Raw genomic sequence first — 16,028 nt, forward strand, 5'->3', positions numbered from 1 at the left:
CCATTGCTCAGCGCTGGACGATCCTTCATGCACATTCTCTTCGCTTGTCCGCTACACGATCCCGATGCCTGGGTGCCGCGCCTGCAGGCGGCCATGCCCGGTTGCCGCATTTCCGTATGGGACCCGGAAGGTCCGCCTTCCGGCGCCGAGGCCGCACTGGTCTGGCGTCCGCCGGCCGAGTTGTTCGCGCATGAGCCGGGCATCAGGACGCTGTTCAACCTGGGCGCGGGCGTGGACGCGCTGCTCAAGATGAAGGAAATTCCGCCGCAAGTCCGCATCGTGCGGCTGGAAGACGCCGGCATGTCGGTGCAGATGGCCGAGTACGCGCTGTATGCGTTGCTGCGCGTGTCGCGCGATTTCCAGGCCTTCGACGAAGCCCAGGCGCGTCAGCATTGGGACACGCGCGAAGGCACGCGCCCGGCGGATTGGCCGGTGGGTGTGCTGGGATTGGGCCAGGTGGGCGCGCGCGTGGCGCAGACCTTGGCCGGGTTCGGCTATCCGGTGGCTGGCTGGTCGCGCACGCCGCGGGATCTGCCCGGCGTGCAATCCTATGCCGGCGAGCAGGCGCTGCCGGCGTTCCTGGCCCGCACCCGCTTCCTGGTGAACGTGCTGCCGCTGACGCCGGATACCGTGGGTATTCTCAACCGCGATACCTTGTCGCAACTGTTGCCGGACGCGCACCTGGTCAACGTCGGCCGCGGCGACCATCTGGTCGAGGAAGACCTGGTCGAGATGCTGGAAGAGGGCGAGATCGCCGGCGCGACGCTGGACGTGTTCCGCACCGAACCCTTGCCGAAGGACCATCCTTTCTGGCGCGATCCCCGTGTCCATGTGACGCCGCACATCGCCGCGCGCACGCTGCGCGACGAGAGCATCGCCCAGATCGCGGCCAAGGTCGCGCAGCTGATGCGCGGCGAGCCGATCAGCGGCGTGGTGGAACGCAATCGCGGGTATTGATAGCCCACCCCCGAAGCGCCTTTGGCGCTTCCCCCTCAAGGGGGCATATCTGCGGACCGGCTGAGCCGGATCCGCGGTATCCCGATGTGGCGGTGCCCGCCTCATGCGACAGGCTCGGTTTTTTTATGCGGCCGTCACCGTTGGCGATGGGGCGCGTTCCAGCCGTTGGTAGGTGGCGGGGATGCGTTGCGACAGGAAGTCCAGCAGCGTGCGCACGGCGGGCATCATCCCGCGCCGCGACGGGTAGATGCAGTGCACGATGCCTTCGGGCGACTGCCATTGCGGTAGCACGGGCACCAGCTGGCCGCGGCGCAGTTCCTCTTGCGTGGCGATGGACGGCAGCAGCGCAATGCCGCGCCCGCGCACCGCGGCCTCGACCAGCACGATGAAGTCGTTGCAGGACAGCTGCGGCTTCAGCTCGATATGGACCTCTTCGCCCTTGTCGTTGCGCAGTGGCCAGCGCACCTCGTGCTGAGGGTCGCTGAAGCTCAGCGTGGTGTGGGCGGCCAGGTCCTGGGGCGTATCCGGCGCGCCGTGGCGCTGCAGGTAGCCGGGGCTGGCGACCAGCGTGCCGCGCGCGGTGCCCAGGTGGCGCACGACCAGTTCGGCGTCCGTGTCGAGCTTGGTGCGGACCCGCAACGCCAGGTCCACGCCTTCGCTGATCAGGTCGACGCGCCGGTTGGACACCAGCAGTTGCACCGAGATCGCGGGCCAGGCATCGAGGAATTCGGGCAGCAGCGGCGCCAGGATGTCCTGGGCGATGGACACCGGGCAACTCACCACCACCGGCCCGGCGGGCTCGGATTGCAGCTGACGCATGGCGTCGTCGGCGGCGCGCGCCGACGCGGCCATTTCCTTGCAGTAGTGCAGATAACGCTCACCCGCCGCCGTCAGGCGCAGCCGCCGCGTGGTCCGCTGCAGCAGGCGCACGCCCAGGCTTTCCTCCAGATGTGAAATGCGCCGCGACAGGCGCGACTTGGGAATGTCCAGCGCCCTGGCCGCGGCGCTGAAACCGCCTTGCTCGACGACTTGGGAAAAGTAGTACAGGTCATTGAGATCTTGCATGATTGTTCTAAGTTTGGAACGAACAGTTCATGTTAACCGGGTTTATGTTGCTAATGATGCCCGCTACAGTGACGCCATGTGTTCGGGATCTGCCACCGCCCGCCGGGCGGCGAGCCAGACCGGCCCGGGTCCTGCGGTGCAGGGCCTGGCGCTTGCAGACCCTGGCGACCCGCGGCATGGCGGGGCAATTACGGAGATATTTGCAATGAAAACCCTGGTGATTCTTTCCTCGATTCTCGGCGACCGTTCCAAGAGCCGGCAACTGGCCGACCACATGGTCGCCCGCATCAAGCAGACGGATCCGAGTGCATCCATCACGTTGCGCGACATCGGCGCCGAACCCATCCCTTACTTCGACGGCGCCACCGCCGGCGCGCTGTTCACGCCCGCCGACGCCCGCAGCCTGGAGCAGCGGCGCATCGTCGAACTGAGCGACAAGCTGGTGGCGGAACTGATGGCCGCCGACCGCATCGTGTTCGCCGTGCCTGTGTACAACTTCAATCTGCCGGCGCAGTTCAAGAGCTACCTGGACTACCTGGCCCGCGCCGGCGTCACGTTCCGTTATACGCCGGAAGGCGTGCCCGAAGGGCTGGTCAAGGGTAAGCAGGTGTTTGTGCTGAGCGCCCGGGGCGGCAAGGCCGAAGGCACGCCGTCGGACACGATGACGCCTTATCTGCGCCAGATGCTGGCTTTCATGGGGATGACGGATGTTACGTTTATCGCGGCCGAAGGCTTGGCGATGGGCGAGCTGGCCGCGATGGAAGGTCTGGCCCTGGCCAAGCAGCGCATCGACGAGTCGGTGCCGGGCGCGGTCCAGCCGGCCTTGCAGGCGGCTTGAGCGATGTCCGTCATGTAGCGTGCTACCGCGTCCACGGGGCGCTCTTCCTGACGCGATCAGCAATGAAAAAAGCGGGCCGCAGACCCGCTTTCGCATGGACGCAGGCGCGGCGTCAGTCGCGCAGGCGCTTGACCAGGCTGGACGTATCCCAGCGGCCGCCGCCCATTTTCTGCACGTCGCCGTAGAACTGGTCCACCAGCGCGGTCAGGGGCAGCCGGGCGCCGTTGTTGCGCGCTTCCGCCAGCACCAGGCCCAGGTCCTTGCGCATCCAGTCCACCGCGAAGCCGAAGTCGAATTTGTCATCGACCATGGTGCCTCCACGGTTTTCCATCTGCCAGCTTTGCGCGGCGCCCTTGCTGATGACGTCCAGCACCAGCTTCATGTCGAGGTCGGCCGCCTGGCCGAAGGCCACGGCCTCCGACAGGCCCTGCACGATGCCTGCGATGCAGATCTGGTTGACCATCTTGGCAAGCTGGCCGGCGCCGGGGGCTCCCACCAGCGTGACGGCGCGCCCGAAGGCCTGGGCCACCGGCTTGATGGCGTCGAAGACGGCCTGCTCGCCGCCGCACATGATGGTCAGCGCGCCATTCACGGCGCCGGCCTGGCCGCCGGAAACTGGCGCGTCGATGAAGTTCAGTCCCAGTTCCTTGGCTTGCACGTACAGTTCGCGGGCCACGTCCGCCGAGGCCGTGGTGTGGTCGACGAAGACCGCGCCCGGCGCCATGCCGGCGAACGCGCCGTCCGGGCCCAGCACCACGCTGCGCAGGTCGTCGTCGTTGCCGACGCAGGCGAACACGATCTGCGCACCGGCGACCGCTTCGCGCGGCGTGGCGGCATGGCGGCCGCCGAATTCGGAGGCCCAGGCCTGCGCCTTGGCGGGCGTGCGGTTATAGACGGTGACGTGGTGGCCGGCGCGCGCCAGATGGCCGGCCATGGGCAGGCCCATGACGCCCAGGCCGAGGAATGCGACTTTCTGAGCCACGACCGCGTCGTAGCTCTTGGTACCGATCGATGCCATGCAGGGAACTCCGGTTGTTTTCAACCGCAACGTTACCGCAATAGCGGGGCAATCAAAAGCCGGCGGCAAGCCCGTCGCGCCGGCTGTCGCTGGCGCTGACATAACCGTCCACGGCGGGGTCGCCCAGACGCCAGATGAACTGGCCGGAACCGAAGTCCATGTAAGGGTCGTCCAGCCCTTCCAGGACATGGCCGCGCGCGCGCAGTCCTTCGGCCATGCTCGCGCCCAGGGCGGGCTCGACGTCCACGGTCAGGCCGCTGTTCCATTTCCAGCGAGGCGCGTCGCAGGCCGCCTGCGGCTGCTGGCCGTAGTCCAGCATGCGCACCAGGGTCTGCAACTGTCCCTGGGGCTGCATGTTGCCGCCCATGACGCCGAAACTCATCACCGGCGCGCCGTCGCGCATCAGAAAGCCCGGGATGATGGTGTGGAAGGGCCGCTTGCCGCCGGCCACCACATTGGGATGCTCGGGATCCAGGCCGAAGCAGTAGCCGCGGTTCTGCAGGCTGACGCCGGTGCCCGGCACCACCACGCCGGAGCCGAAGCCCATGTAATTGGACTGGATGAAGCTCACCATCATGCCGCTGCGGTCGGCGGCGGTGAGGTAGACCGTGCCGCCCTGGGGCGAATGGCCGGAGCCGTAGGCCTGGGCGATATTCGGATCGATGAGCCGCGCCCGCGAGGCCAGGTAGTCGGCCTGCAGCATCTGTTCAGGCGGTATCTGCATGTGCCGCGCGTCGGCCACGTGGGCGTAGACGTCGGCGAAGGCCAGCTTCATGGCCTCGATCATCAGGTGCTGCGTTTCCGGATGGTCGACGGGACGCGAGGCCAGGTCGAAATGCTGCAGGATGCCAAGCGCGATCAGCGCCGCGATGCCTTGCCCGTTCGGAGGAATCTGGTGCAGCGTGTGGCCGCGATAGGCCTGGCTGATGGGCGTAACCCATTCGGGCGCGTAGTTGCGTAGGTCAGTCAGGGTCAGCGCGGCTTCGTGCGCCTGCGCGTGGGCCACGAGCTTGTGGGCGGTCTCGCCTTCGTAGAAGTCCCGGCCCGCGCTGGCGGCGATGCGGCGCAGGGTCGCTGCCGCGCCCTGCAGCACGAAGTGCTCGCCGACCTGCGGCGCGCGGCCGCGTGGCATGAAATGCGTGGCAAAGCCGGGCTGGGGCTGCAGGATGTCGGCCTGCGCGGCCCATTTGCGTTGCACGACGGGCGTTACCGCATAGCCGCGCTCGGCATATTCGATGGCGGGCGCCAGCACGTCGGCGAAGGACAGCTTGCCCAGCTTGCCATGCAGGGCAGCCCAGCCGGCCACACAGCCTGGAACGGTCACGCTGTCCCAGCCCCGCATCGGAATCGCGCCCTGGTGCTTGCGGCGGAAGTAGTCCAGGTTCCACGCGCCCGGCGCCGGGCCGGAGGCATTCAGGCCATGCAGCCGGGAGCCGTCCCAGACGATGGCGAAGCAATCCGACCCCAGCCCGTTGCTGACGGGTTCGACGATGGCAAGCGTCGCGGCCGCGGCGATGGCGGCGTCCACCGCATTGCCGCCGCTGGCCAGAACACGCAATCCGGCCTGGGCGGCCAGGGGTTGCGAGGTGGCGACGACATTGCGGGCGAACACTGGAATCCGCGTGGTGGGATAGGGGTTGTTCCAGTCGAAATTCATGTCGAACGATCGCGTGGGGTAAACCCGTAGCTTAACGTAGAAGAAAACGGTTCTACCACAGTTTGTAGTTTGTTGTAGTTATTGGTTTCTTTTAAAGGGTCAAATTTCGACGAAAAAAAGCCCCCGGACGGGCCGGGGGCTCTTGCGCGCAAGGACTGCCGTGAGGCGGCAGCGTCCTGCGTCAGTCTTCTTCGACGAACGTCTGTTCGCGCTTCTTGCGGATCGCGGGCAGGGCGACCAGGATCACCAGGAAGACCGCGATCGCCAGCAGCGAGGCCGACAGGGGGCGCGTGATGAAGGTGGTGAAGTCGCCGCGCGACAGCAGCAGGGCGCGGCGGAAGTTCTCTTCCATCATCGGGCCCAGCACCAGGCCGAGCAGCAGCGGCGCGCCTTCGCACTTCAACTTCGACCAGACGTAGCCCACGATGCCGAACATGGCGGTGGTGAACACGTCGAACGGGTTGTAGTTGAGCGAGTACACGCCGATCGTGCAGAACACCAGGATGGCGGGGAACAGGATGCGGTAGGGCACCTTCAGCAGCTTGACCCACAGGCCGATCAGCGGCAGGTTCAGCACCACCAGCATCAGGTTGCCAATCCACATGGAGGCAATCAGGCCCCAGAACAGCTGCGGGTGGCTGGTCATGACCTGCGGACCCGGCTGGATGTTGTGGATCGTCATCGCGCCGACCATCAGCGCCATCACGGCGTTGCCGGGGATGCCCAGCGTCAGCAGCGGGATGAAGGAGGTCTGCGCGGCGGCGTTGTTGGCCGATTCCGGGCCAGCCAGGCCGGCCGGGTGGCCCTTGCCGAAGCGTTCCGGATTGCGCGAGATCTTCTTTTCCAGCGTGTACGACGCGAACGACGACAGCACGGCGCCACCGCCCGGCAGAATGCCCAGCGCCGAGCCCAGGGCCGTGCCGCGGAGCACCGCGGGATACGATTCCTTGAACTCCTGCTTGTTGGGGTACAGCGAACCGATCTTGTCGGTGATGTCGACGCGGTTTTCCTTCTGCTCGAGGTTGGTCATGATTTCGGCGAAGCCGAACACGCCCATAGCCACGATGGCGAAGTCGATGCCGTCCTGCAGTTCCGGCACGCCGAAGTCGAAGCGGGCCACGCCCGAGTTGACGTCGGTGCCGACCATGCCCAGCAACAGGCCCAGGATGATCATGGCGATGGCCTTGGGCAGCGAGCCCGAGGCCAGCACCACGGCGCCCACCAGGCCCAGGCACATCAGCGAGAAGTACTCGGCGGGGCCGAACTTGAAGGCGACCTCGGCCAGCGGGGGCGCGAAGGCAGCCAGCAGCAGCGTGGCCACGCAGCCGGCGAAGAACGAACCCAGGGCGGCGATCGCCAGGGCGGCGCCGGCACGGCCGTTGCGGGCCATCTGGTGCCCGTCCAGCACGGTCACCACCGCGGATGTTTCTCCAGGCAGGGCCACCAGGATGGCCGTGGTGGAGCCGCCGTACTGGGCGCCGTAGTAAATGCCGGCCAGCATGATCAGGCCGGCCACCGGCGGCAGCACGTAGGTGATCGGCAGCAGCATCGCGATGGTCGGGACCGGGCCGATGCCCGGCAGCACGCCGATCAGGGTGCCCAGGACGCAGCCCAGCAGCGCGTACAGCAGGTTCTCGGGCGTGAACGCGACCGAGAAACCCAGCATCAGGTTGTCAAACAATTCCATGGCCGTTAGCTCCTCAATTCATGCCCAGAAACGACGGCCACAGCGGGAAAATCAGCCCCAGCCCCTTGATGAACGCCAAGTAGGTGAAGACCACCAGGAAGATGCCATTGGCGACGGCGACCTTCAGGCTGAATTCATGGCTGGCCAGGCTGCTGATGAGGACCAGGATGAAGACGGAGATGTACACGCCCAGGAGCTTGAGCACCAGGCCATACACGACGACGGAGCCTACCACCAGGAACACGATGCGCCAGTCGAATTTGTCGACATGCGTTTCCTCGGCTTTCTTGGACAGCGCGCCGAGCAATACCACGGCTCCCAACAACGCCAGCACGATGCCGAGCCAGAAAGGAAAATACCCTGGGCCCATGCGGGCGGCAGTACCCATTTGGTAGCTGCTGGCCTGCCAGGCGAATCCCAGCCCGAGGATGATGAACATCACCCCCGACCAGAAATCCTGTCGATTGCGTAGCTGCATGATGTGGTTGGCTCCTGTTTACAGCATGTAGAAAAAAACTTGTGATCCACCAGCGTGCCGAAAGGCAAGCGACAGGCACAAAAAAGGCACTTCGGCGTGCCATTAGTTATGTGATGAAAGCGTGGGAGTGCCTTCTTGAAAGGGCGAATGGTAATTGACGCCCGGCACGATGCAAACCCTGTAAGCTAGGTGAAAGCCTGGGGTTTTCCCTAAAATTGGGGAACTCCTGATCCCGAGATGTAACGGGTCAGGAAGTTTGAGGGCGAAATGAAAGCTAAGTGAAAGTTTATAGAAAGAAATGCGAAAGGCGAGGGCCGGTTTGACGGCGGCTTTCGCATCCCAGGGACTTTCGCGGCTGGCCGGGAATCGGTTAACGTGCCGGCCGCTCGCTTCATGCCCATGAATCGCTGCCCCCTGATTTCCTACTGAATATTGCTGGGTTTCTCACCTTGCGTGTAGTGGCCCGGATCACCCCTGGATGGTTTACGATAGCGCCCATGCTGCAAGACCTAGATCAACTCGCCGCCCGTATCGGGCAACTGGTGCAACGCACCCGGCACCTGCACTCCGAGCGCGACGCGCTGCGCCTGCGCCTGAACGACGCCGAAGCCGAGCAACGCGCGCTCAAGCAGCGCGCCGCCGAGCGCGATGCTGAAATCGTCGCCCTGCAGGCCAAGCTACAGGACCACGACGGCGAGGTTTCCTCGATGCTGGCCGAGGCCCAGCGCGCGGAAACCGCCCTGCGCGAACAGCTGGCCCGCGAAACGTCCGAGCGCCAGTCGCTCGAAGCGCGCTACACGGCCCGCGAAGCGGAGCTGCAGGGCAACCTGCAAAACCGCGACACCGAATTGCAGCGCTTGCGCGTCGCGGCCGTGGCCGCGCGCGAGCGCATCGACGCCGTGCTGGCCCGCCTGCCGGGCGCGCCGGCTGGGGAGCAACACTGATGGAACGCGTAGACGTAACCATATTGGGGCGCGACTATTCCCTGGCGTGCTCGTCCGAGGAAAAGCCTACGCTGGTCGCGGCGGTTCGCCATGTCGACCAGCTCATGCTGCGCATCCAGGGCACGGGCAAGGTTTCCAGCAACGAACGCATCGCTGTCATGGCCGCGCTGCAGATCGCTGGCGAGCTGCTGGCCATGAAAGCGCCCGACGGTCCGCTGGGCGGTTTGGCGGTCGGCGACTTCAAGCGTAGAATCGAGGACATGAACGCGACGCTGGACGACGCCCTGTCGGGCCAGGAAAAGCTGCTCTGACGTTCTAGTACCGGCACTTGTTGCCGTCTGTTTTTTCAGTTTGTCCCTGCCGTGCTCGTGACCTGGCCATACATTCTCTGAACCTATGTCTTATGGCATATTGGTTGCGGGAGTGCGGAGCAGGTGTGATTGTCTCTCGTAGACGAACCCGAAGCTCCTCGGAACGCGACCACCTTGAACCTCAGGGTTCGAGATGCCGGCCTAGACGGCACAGGCGGGGCATCTATCCCAGCGGGCCTGCCATGAGCGCAGGTCCGCCTCGGGTGCCTCCCATCGTCCTCCCTCCTAGGACCAGTCCATGCTCAAAAACACCGTTACTACGCTGACCAGGCTCAGCGCGGCATGCGCCGCCGTGGCCGCCATTTCCGTGGCGCAGCCCGTCTTCGCTCAAACGCAGGCTCCAGCCGCGTCGCCGGCGCCCGCCGAGGCCGCCGTCAATCGCTCGCCCGAACTGAGCCTGCAAGCTACCGCGTCATCTGAAGTCAAGCAGGATACGGTGCGTATCGCGCTGGCTGCAGAGGTGGAGGGGGCGGACCAGCCGGCCACGGGCAAGAAGCTCAGCGCGCTGCTGGACGACGTGGTCAAGCGGGCGCGCGACACCAAGGGCGTCGAAGTGCGCACGGGCAATTACAACGTCTGGCCCAATACCGGCAGCAAGGGCAAGATCGCCGGCTGGCGTGGGCAGGGCGAAGTGATCCTGGAGTCCAAGGATTTCCAGGCCGCCGCCGCGCTGGCGTCGAAGCTGTCGGACAAGACTGCGATCTCCAGCATCAGCTTTTCGCTGTCCCGCGCCGCGCGCGAGGCCGAGGAGCGCAAGCTGCTCAAGGAAGCGGCGCAAGCCTTCAAGGACCGGGCGCTGGCCGCCGCCAACGCCTTCGGTTTTTCCGGCTACCGCCTGAGCAAACTTGAACTGGGCGGTTCCGGCGGCCCTGGCCCGATGCCGCGCATGATGGCGATGGCCAAGGATGCCGGGGGTGGCGGCGCCTATAGCGCGGACGTTCCCCTGGAATCCGGTGAGGTGACGGTCAGCGTCGCCGTCAACGGGACGATCGTTTTGCAGTAAGGCTGAACAGGATGGCGCCCAGCGCCACCATCGGCAAGGACAGCCACTGTCCCATGCTCAGTCCGCCCGCGAGCAGGCCCAGGAAGTTGTCCGGCTCGCGGGTGAATTCCACCAGGAAGCGGAACGTTCCGTAGCCGATCAGGAAGACCGCGCTCACCTGTCCCAGGGGCCGCGGCTTGCTGGAAAACCACCACATCAGTGCAAACAGCACGATGCCTTCCAGGCCCAGCTCATAGAGCTGGGACGGATGGCGCGCCAGGCCGTCGCCGCTTTGCGGGAACACCATGGCCCAGGGCACGTCGCTTGGCCGGCCCCAGAGCTCGCCGTTGATGAAGTTCCCCAGACGGCCGAATCCCAGGCCCAGCGGAATCATCGGGGCGATGAAATCGCTGATGGCGAAGAAGGGCAGGCCCTTCTTGCGGGCGAACAGGAACATCACCAGGATCACGCCGATCAGGCCGCCATGGAAGGACATGCCGCCTTCCCACAGATACAGCACTTCCAGCGGGTGGGACAGGTAGTACGACAGCTTGTAGAACAGCACATATCCCAGCCGCCCGCCCAGCACCACGCCCAGCACGCTGTAGAAGATCACGTCTTCGAGGTCGCGGGTGGTCAGCGTCGTGGTGTGGCCGCTCTGGATGCGGCGCCGGCCCAGCAGGTAGACCAGGGCGAAGCCCACCAGATACATCAGGCCGTACCAGTGGATGGCGACGGGGCCGATCCGCAAGGCAACGGGATCGAATTCGGGATATTGCAGCATGTTCCGCCCGGCAGAATGAAGTTGAATGATAATAACCGGCGAGCCTGCAGCACGGCGTGCCCGCGCGGGTCCGCCCTTATCCGGCTTTGCCGCCGCGCGCCGTGGCGGTCGTCAGGAGACCAGACCATGCCGAACAACGAACGTTCCCGCCATATCACTCATGGCGTCGCGCGGGCGCCCAACCGCGCCATGTACTACGCGCTGGGCTACCAGGAAGCCGACTTCGACAATCCCATGATCGGGGTCGCCAACGGCCATTCCACCATCACGCCGTGCAATAGCGGGCTGCAAAGATTGGCCGACGCGGCCATCGACGCCATTCGCGGGGCGAAGGCGAATCCGCAGGTGTTCGGCACGCCGACCATCTCGGACGGCATGTCCATGGGCACCGAGGGCATGAAGTATTCGCTGGTGTCGCGCGAAGTCATCGCGGACTGTATCGAGACCGCCGCCCAGGGCCAGTGGATGGATGGCGTGGTCGTCATCGGCGGCTGCGACAAGAACATGCCCGGCGGCATGATCGCGCTGGCGCGCATGAACGTGCCCGGCATCTATGTCTATGGCGGCACCATCAAGCCGGGCCGCTACCAGGGCAAGGACCTGACCATCGTTTCCGTGTTCGAGGCCGTGGGCGAGTACACCATGGGCCGCATGGACGAGACCGATTTCAAGCAGATCGAGAAATGCGCCATCCCGGGCTCCGGTTCCTGTGGCGGCATGTACACGGCCAACACCATGAGCTCGGCCTTCGAGGCCATGGGCATGAGCCTGCCTTGCTCCAGCACCATGGCCAACGAGGACGAGGAAAAGGTCGTCTCGGCGGCGGAGTCGGCGCGCGTGCTGGTGGATGCCGTCAGGCGCGGGCTGCGGCCGCGCGACATCATCACCCGCGAGTCCATCGAGAACGCCGTGTCGGTCATCATGGCCACGGGCGGTTCCACCAACGCCGTGCTGCATTTCCTGGCCATTGCCCACGCGGCGGAAGTGCCGTGGACCATCGATGACTTCGAGCGCATCCGCCAGCGCGTGCCGGTGCTGTGCGACCTGAAACCTTCCGGACGTTACGTCGCGACGGATCTGCACCGGGCCGGCGGCATTCCGCAGGTCATGAAGCTGCTGTTGAATGCGGGCCTGCTGCATGGCGATTGCATCACCATCACCGGCAAGACCATCGCCGAAACACTGGCGGATGTGCCCGACGCGCCGCGCGCCGACCAGGATGTCATCATGCCGCTGGACCGCGCGCTCTATCCGCAGGGCCATCTCGCCATCCTGAAGGGCAATCTGTCGCCGGAAGGCTGCGTGGCCAAGATCACCGGCCTGAAGAATCCGGTCATCACCGGGCCCGCGCGCGTGTTCGACTCCGAGGACGATGCCATGGAGGCCATCATGGCCCGCAGGATCCAGCATGGCGACGTGGTGGTGATCCGCTACGAAGGCCCCAAGGGCGGCCCTGGGATGCGCGAGATGCTGGCGCCAACGTCGGCGCTGGTCGGGCAGGGGCTGGGCGAAACCGTCGGCCTGATCACCGACGGCCGGTTTTCCGGCGGCACCTGGGGCATGGTGGTCGGGCACGTCGCGCCGGAGGCCTTCGTCGGCGGCCCGATCGCACTGATCCACGAGGGCGATTCGGTTACCATCGATGCCCATCAGCTGCTGTTGCAGCTCAATGTCAGCGACGAGGAAATGGCGGCCCGTCGCCAGGCCTGGGTCCAGCCCAAGCCGCGTTATACACGCGGTGTGCTTGCCAAGTTCGGCAAGCTCGCCAGCACCGCGAGCCGTGGGGCAGTAACCGATGCATTTGAAGCGTAGTTTGACGGCCGCCGTGATCGGCGTGCTGGGCGCGGCCGCCGCGGCGCAGGCGCAGACCACCGGATTGGACTTGGCCAAGAGCAAGGCCTGTATGGCTTGCCACCAGGTCGAGGCCAAGCGCGTCGGTCCGCCCTTGAAGAGCGTGGCCGAGCGCTATGCCGGCCAGGGCGATGCCATGGTGGATTACCTGGCAGGCAAGATCCGAGGCGGCGGCCGCGGCGCCTGGGGAGCCGTGCCCATGCCGGCCCAGACGCAGGTCAGCGCCGAAGACGCGCGCCAGCTGGCCGAATGGATCTTGTCGCTGGCGCCCGCCAAGCAGTAGTCTCTATTCATCTATCCGCCTGGTCGTTCAACGACCAGGCCGGGCGGTCTGCCCGTTTTTCCTATTGAAGGAGCCGTCATGGCAGAACAAGCATCTCCTGGCAAGGAAGTCGCCGTCCTCGGCGGCGGTTGCTTCTGGTGCGTCGAGGCGGTACTGACCGACCTGCGCGGTGTTGTCAGCGTGCTGCCGGGCTATAGCGGCGGCCATGTCGAACAGCCGTCCTATGAGCAGGTATGCCGCAAGGATACCGGCCATATCGAAGTGGCACGCGTCGAATTCGATCCGGCAGTGCTGTCTTATGGCGATCTGCTGCGCGTCTTCTTTGCCACGCATGATCCCACCACGCCGGGCCGTCAGGGCAACGATGTCGGTCCGCAATACGAGTCCGCGATTTTCTGGCAGAACGACACCCAGCGCGAACAGGCCCAGGCCATCATCGCCGAGGTCGACGCGCAGAAAATCTATGATGCGCCCATCGTGACCAAGCTGCTGGCGCCGGCGACGTTCTGGCCGGCCGAGGACTACCATCGCAACTATTTTGAACTGCATCCGGAACAGGGCTATTGCCAGTTCGTCATCGCGCCGAAGGTGGCGAAGTTCCGCAAGCAATTCCAGGATCGCCTGCAGCGCTGAACCGATGGGCCCGCCGGTTCCGCATCCGGCGAAAAAAAACCTCGCCGCTTGGCGAGGTTTCAAGGCCGGCGCTACCGCCCGAGCGGCGGCGCCGACAGGGGAAGAGCGGGTGCTTATTCCACCGTTTTCAGTACGCCGCGGCGCATCTGGTCCAGTTCGATCGATTCGAACAGGGCCTTGAAGTTGCCTTCGCCGAAGCCGTCGTTGCCCTTGCGCTGGATGATCTCGAAGAAGATCGGGCCGATCTGGTTCTCGGTGAAGATCTGCAGCAGCAGGCCGCCGCCGGGGGCGCCGTCGAGCAGGATGCGGTTCTTCTGCAGGCGTGACACGTCTTCGCCATGGTTCGGCAGGCGGCGGTCCAGCAGCTCGTAGTAGGTCTCGGGCGTATCCAGGAACACCACGCCGTTCTTGCGCAGCGCTTCGACCGTGCCGTAGATGTCGTCGGTCGCCATGGCGATATGCTGGATGCCTTCGCCGCGGTACATGTCCAGGTACTCCTGGATCTGGCCCTTCTCGTCCGTGCCTTCCTCATTGATCGGAATGCGGATATTGCCGCACGGCGAGGTCATGGCCTTGGACTTCACGCCCGTGACCTTGCCTTCGATGTCGAAATAGCGCACTTCACGGAAGTTGAACAGGCGCTCGTAGAACTCCGACCATTCGGCCATGCGGCCCTTGTGCACGTTGTGCGTCAGGTGGTCGACCAGTGTCAGGCCGGCGCCACGATGATTCAGGTCGGCCTGGGCGTTTTCTACGTCCAGCGGCACGAAGTCCACGTCATAGATGCTGATGTCGCCGATGCCGCCGTGGCCTTCCTTGCCGGCCCAACGGTCCACCAGGTAGATCAGCGAATCGCCGATGCCCTTGATGGCGGGAATGTTCAGCTCCATCGGGCCGCTGTGCGAGTCGAAGCCCCAGGCGCCCAGTTCCAGTGCGCGCTTGTAGGCCTTGGCGGCGTCCTGGACGCGGAACCCGATGGCACAGATCGACGGACCGTGCAGACGGGCGAAACGTTGCGCGAAAGAATCCGGCTCGGCATTGATCAGGAAGTTGACGCCGCCCTGGCGATACAGCGTCACGTCCTTGTGGCGGTGCTTGGCGATGGCCTTGAAGCCCAGCAGTTCAAACACCTTGCGCAGCGCGGCGGGGTCCGGCGCGGCATATTCAATGAACTCGAACCCGGCTGTGCCCATCGGGTTGTCCCAGGGTTGGAAAGCGCTGCTCATAAGTCTGCTCCCTTGCATCGTTTTGCGGACGACTTGTTCTTCAAGTCTAGGCTGGAGATTGTAGGTAGGAAAGGCAGGCAGACTATTGCAAACATGCTGCGAAAGGCGGTAGTCTCGGCAATTAAATTGCCGTACTTGGAAATTTAAGGGTTGAAAATGTCTGACAATGAACTGGATAGGACAGATATCAGGATTCTTGCCGAGTTGCAGCGTGATGGCAGGCTCAGCAACCAGGAGCTGGCAGACCGCGTTTCCCTGTCGCCCAGTCCGTGCCTGCGCCGGGTTCGGCGCCTGGAGGAGAAGGGTTTCATCAAGAAATACGTCGCGCTGATCGACGCGGGCAAAGTCGGATTGGGCCTACTGGCCTATGTGAACATCCGGCTCAACAAGTACAGTGGCTCCAGCCACGCGCCCATGAGCGACTTCGCCCGCGACGTACAGCTTTGGCCCGAGGTGGTGGAGTGCTATGCCATGTCGGGGGACATGGACTATCTGCTGCGCATCCAGGTGGCTGACCTGGCGCATTTCTCCCGGTTCGCCATGGATACGCTGATGCGGCATCCTGCCGTGGTGGACATGCGCTCCTTCTTCGCGCTGCAGCAGATCAAGGAGACAACGGAACTGCGCTTGTAGGTCGGGGAAGAGCCATTGGGGGACGGTTGGCTTTTTCAGGGAATGCGTCCCGAGCCGGCGCGCGCGGCCGGGCTGGGTCATGTGCCTTGGAATGCGCTTCCTTCTATATATAGAGAGGCGCCATTCACTATCTACCTATATATATAGGTAGGTACTGAGGGGGCTCTGGGCGACCCAGAGTAGGTAGTAGCAGCCTGTGATGCTCTTGGGCAGGGCGCTCGCGACAGAGCCGCTGATCAAATCAGGGATCGTCCCCCATATTTTTCATGTTTCTGCAAAAAAGGTGTCATAGCGGCGACACAGATTCAAATTCCGTGCTATAGTCTCGCTCCTTCGCAGTTCAAGCAGTTTTGTGAACTGCGAAGCCAAGCAGGACGCAACGGGTTGCTGGTTTTTCCAGCGATCTGCCGCAGCGGCAAACGAGGTTCTTCGGAACGTTGAGCGCCAAGCGGTTATTGCAAGGTTCGGTGCAAATCAGGCAGAAGTCAGTTGCGCAGACTGCAAAAATTGTGTTATAGTCTTGGGCTTGGCTGGTGGTGTTGATTCAGGGTTAACCCGGATGGGTGGTCTGAACAAGATGACAAGCCAACCGGGGTGTAGCCAACCTTCGATGCGATGCAA

The 16,028-nt window shown here is 64.5% G+C and carries 16 protein-coding genes and 1 other RNA gene; 10 read left to right on the forward strand and 7 right to left on the reverse strand.

What is annotated here, in order from left to right; translation table 11 throughout:
• Nucleotides 1-27: 27 nt before the first annotated feature.
• On the forward strand, nucleotides 28-957 hold the full coding sequence (locus AC6LJ9_RS01685) for a 2-hydroxyacid dehydrogenase (RefSeq protein ID WP_498146226.1): 930 nt from the start codon (nucleotides 28-30) through the stop codon (nucleotides 955-957).
• 123 nt (nucleotides 958-1,080) lie between these two features.
• Here AC6LJ9_RS01685 and AC6LJ9_RS01690 read toward each other — a convergent pair whose 3' ends face one another.
• Nucleotides 1,081-2,022 (reverse strand): LysR family transcriptional regulator, encoded by a 942-nt coding sequence (locus AC6LJ9_RS01690; protein ID WP_498146227.1) that lies wholly within the window; start codon nucleotides 2,020-2,022, stop codon nucleotides 1,081-1,083.
• Between the two features lie 205 nt (nucleotides 2,023-2,227).
• On the opposite strand from AC6LJ9_RS01690, the gene AC6LJ9_RS01695 reads away from it, so the two are divergent.
• Nucleotides 2,228-2,860, forward strand: a complete 633-nt coding sequence (locus tag AC6LJ9_RS01695) for an FMN-dependent NADH-azoreductase (RefSeq protein ID WP_212312411.1) — start codon at nucleotides 2,228-2,230, stop codon at nucleotides 2,858-2,860.
• Between the two features lie 112 nt (nucleotides 2,861-2,972).
• Here AC6LJ9_RS01695 and AC6LJ9_RS01700 read toward each other — a convergent pair whose 3' ends face one another.
• The 4 genes from AC6LJ9_RS01700 to AC6LJ9_RS01715 form a co-directional block, all read right to left on the reverse strand.
• Nucleotides 2,973-3,878 (reverse strand): NAD(P)-dependent oxidoreductase, encoded by a 906-nt coding sequence (locus AC6LJ9_RS01700; protein WP_212312412.1) that lies wholly within the window; start codon nucleotides 3,876-3,878, stop codon nucleotides 2,973-2,975.
• A gap of 52 nt (nucleotides 3,879-3,930) precedes the next feature.
• A complete protein-coding gene (locus AC6LJ9_RS01705) occupies nucleotides 3,931-5,535 on the reverse strand; it encodes a gamma-glutamyltransferase family protein (protein WP_498146228.1) in 1,605 nt (534 codons plus the stop codon).
• A gap of 181 nt (nucleotides 5,536-5,716) precedes the next feature.
• Nucleotides 5,717-7,222 (reverse strand): tripartite tricarboxylate transporter permease, encoded by a 1,506-nt coding sequence (locus AC6LJ9_RS01710; RefSeq protein ID WP_212312414.1) that lies wholly within the window; start codon nucleotides 7,220-7,222, stop codon nucleotides 5,717-5,719.
• A gap of 13 nt (nucleotides 7,223-7,235) precedes the next feature.
• Nucleotides 7,236-7,700: a tripartite tricarboxylate transporter TctB family protein gene (locus tag AC6LJ9_RS01715; protein WP_103272472.1), complete on the reverse strand. Its 465-nt coding sequence runs from the start codon at nucleotides 7,698-7,700 to the stop codon at nucleotides 7,236-7,238.
• A gap of 497 nt (nucleotides 7,701-8,197) precedes the next feature.
• Between AC6LJ9_RS01715 and AC6LJ9_RS01720 the strand changes: the two genes are divergently transcribed.
• From AC6LJ9_RS01720 to AC6LJ9_RS01735, 4 genes are all read left to right on the forward strand, one after another.
• Nucleotides 8,198-8,644, forward strand: a complete 447-nt coding sequence (locus AC6LJ9_RS01720) for a hypothetical protein (RefSeq protein ID WP_212312415.1) — start codon at nucleotides 8,198-8,200, stop codon at nucleotides 8,642-8,644.
• Complete coding sequence (locus tag AC6LJ9_RS01725) at nucleotides 8,644-8,955, forward strand: cell division protein ZapA (RefSeq protein WP_103272474.1); 312 nt, start codon at nucleotides 8,644-8,646, stop codon at nucleotides 8,953-8,955. The genes AC6LJ9_RS01720 and AC6LJ9_RS01725 overlap by 1 nt, the downstream gene beginning before the upstream one ends.
• Nucleotides 8,956-8,995: 40 nt before the next feature.
• Nucleotides 8,996-9,180, forward strand: a non-coding RNA gene (gene ssrS / locus AC6LJ9_RS01730) — 6S RNA.
• Nucleotides 9,181-9,253: 73 nt separating this feature from the next.
• A complete protein-coding gene (locus tag AC6LJ9_RS01735) occupies nucleotides 9,254-10,018 on the forward strand; it encodes an SIMPL domain-containing protein (protein WP_498146229.1) in 765 nt (254 codons plus the stop codon).
• Here AC6LJ9_RS01735 and lgt read toward each other — a convergent pair.
• Nucleotides 9,993-10,781 carry a prolipoprotein diacylglyceryl transferase gene (gene lgt / locus AC6LJ9_RS01740; RefSeq protein WP_498146230.1) on the reverse strand — a complete coding sequence of 263 codons (789 nt, stop codon included), beginning with the start codon at nucleotides 10,779-10,781 and terminating at the stop codon, nucleotides 9,993-9,995. The two genes, AC6LJ9_RS01735 and lgt, sit on opposite strands and share 26 nt — an antisense overlap.
• A 126-nt stretch (nucleotides 10,782-10,907) precedes the next feature.
• On the opposite strand from lgt, the gene ilvD reads away from it, so the two are divergent.
• From ilvD to msrA, 3 genes are all read left to right on the forward strand, one after another.
• Complete coding sequence (gene ilvD, locus AC6LJ9_RS01745) at nucleotides 10,908-12,593, forward strand: dihydroxy-acid dehydratase (protein WP_212312417.1); 1,686 nt, start codon at nucleotides 10,908-10,910, stop codon at nucleotides 12,591-12,593.
• Nucleotides 12,577-12,915 carry a c-type cytochrome gene (locus AC6LJ9_RS01750; protein ID WP_498146231.1) on the forward strand — a complete coding sequence of 113 codons (339 nt, stop codon included), beginning with the start codon at nucleotides 12,577-12,579 and terminating at the stop codon, nucleotides 12,913-12,915. The genes ilvD and AC6LJ9_RS01750 overlap by 17 nt, the downstream gene beginning before the upstream one ends.
• Before the next feature lie 78 nt (nucleotides 12,916-12,993).
• Nucleotides 12,994-13,548, forward strand: a complete 555-nt coding sequence (gene msrA / locus AC6LJ9_RS01755; RefSeq protein ID WP_212312421.1) for a peptide-methionine (S)-S-oxide reductase MsrA — start codon at nucleotides 12,994-12,996, stop codon at nucleotides 13,546-13,548.
• Between the two features lie 113 nt (nucleotides 13,549-13,661).
• Here the strand turns inward: msrA and hppD are convergent, their stop codons facing one another.
• Nucleotides 13,662-14,774 (reverse strand): 4-hydroxyphenylpyruvate dioxygenase, encoded by a 1,113-nt coding sequence (gene hppD, locus AC6LJ9_RS01760; protein ID WP_212312423.1) that lies wholly within the window; start codon nucleotides 14,772-14,774, stop codon nucleotides 13,662-13,664.
• A 156-nt stretch (nucleotides 14,775-14,930) separates the two neighbouring features.
• Between hppD and AC6LJ9_RS01765 the strand changes: the two genes are divergently transcribed.
• Complete coding sequence (locus AC6LJ9_RS01765) at nucleotides 14,931-15,407, forward strand: Lrp/AsnC family transcriptional regulator (protein WP_103272480.1); 477 nt, start codon at nucleotides 14,931-14,933, stop codon at nucleotides 15,405-15,407.
• The last annotated feature ends 621 nt before the right edge of the window (nucleotides 15,408-16,028 follow it).

The sequence above is a fragment of the Achromobacter sp. 1011811831 genome (assembly GCF_059760905.1).

Excerpts from the sequence above, each read along its gene's own strand:
- AC6LJ9_RS01685 (WP_498146226.1), top strand. The coding sequence starts at position 28 with ATGCACATTCTCTTCGCTTGTCCGCTACACGATCCCGATGCCTGGGTG.
- AC6LJ9_RS01690 (WP_498146227.1), bottom strand. The coding sequence starts at position 2,022 with ATGCAAGATCTCAATGACCTGTACTACTTTTCCCAAGTCGTCGAGCAA.
- AC6LJ9_RS01695 (WP_212312411.1), top strand. The coding sequence starts at position 2,228 with ATGAAAACCCTGGTGATTCTTTCCTCGATTCTCGGCGACCGTTCCAAG.
- AC6LJ9_RS01700 (WP_212312412.1), bottom strand. The coding sequence starts at position 3,878 with ATGGCATCGATCGGTACCAAGAGCTACGACGCGGTCGTGGCTCAGAAA.
- AC6LJ9_RS01705 (WP_498146228.1), bottom strand. The coding sequence starts at position 5,535 with ATGAATTTCGACTGGAACAACCCCTATCCCACCACGCGGATTCCAGTG.
- AC6LJ9_RS01710 (WP_212312414.1), bottom strand. The coding sequence starts at position 7,222 with ATGGAATTGTTTGACAACCTGATGCTGGGTTTCTCGGTCGCGTTCACG.
- AC6LJ9_RS01715 (WP_103272472.1), bottom strand. The coding sequence starts at position 7,700 with ATGCAGCTACGCAATCGACAGGATTTCTGGTCGGGGGTGATGTTCATC.
- AC6LJ9_RS01720 (WP_212312415.1), top strand. The coding sequence starts at position 8,198 with ATGCTGCAAGACCTAGATCAACTCGCCGCCCGTATCGGGCAACTGGTG.
- AC6LJ9_RS01725 (WP_103272474.1), top strand. The coding sequence starts at position 8,644 with ATGGAACGCGTAGACGTAACCATATTGGGGCGCGACTATTCCCTGGCG.
- AC6LJ9_RS01735 (WP_498146229.1), top strand. The coding sequence starts at position 9,254 with ATGCTCAAAAACACCGTTACTACGCTGACCAGGCTCAGCGCGGCATGC.
- lgt (WP_498146230.1), bottom strand. The coding sequence starts at position 10,781 with ATGCTGCAATATCCCGAATTCGATCCCGTTGCCTTGCGGATCGGCCCC.
- ilvD (WP_212312417.1), top strand. The coding sequence starts at position 10,908 with ATGCCGAACAACGAACGTTCCCGCCATATCACTCATGGCGTCGCGCGG.
- AC6LJ9_RS01750 (WP_498146231.1), top strand. The coding sequence starts at position 12,577 with ATGCATTTGAAGCGTAGTTTGACGGCCGCCGTGATCGGCGTGCTGGGC.
- msrA (WP_212312421.1), top strand. The coding sequence starts at position 12,994 with ATGGCAGAACAAGCATCTCCTGGCAAGGAAGTCGCCGTCCTCGGCGGC.
- hppD (WP_212312423.1), bottom strand. The coding sequence starts at position 14,774 with ATGAGCAGCGCTTTCCAACCCTGGGACAACCCGATGGGCACAGCCGGG.
- AC6LJ9_RS01765 (WP_103272480.1), top strand. The coding sequence starts at position 14,931 with ATGTCTGACAATGAACTGGATAGGACAGATATCAGGATTCTTGCCGAG.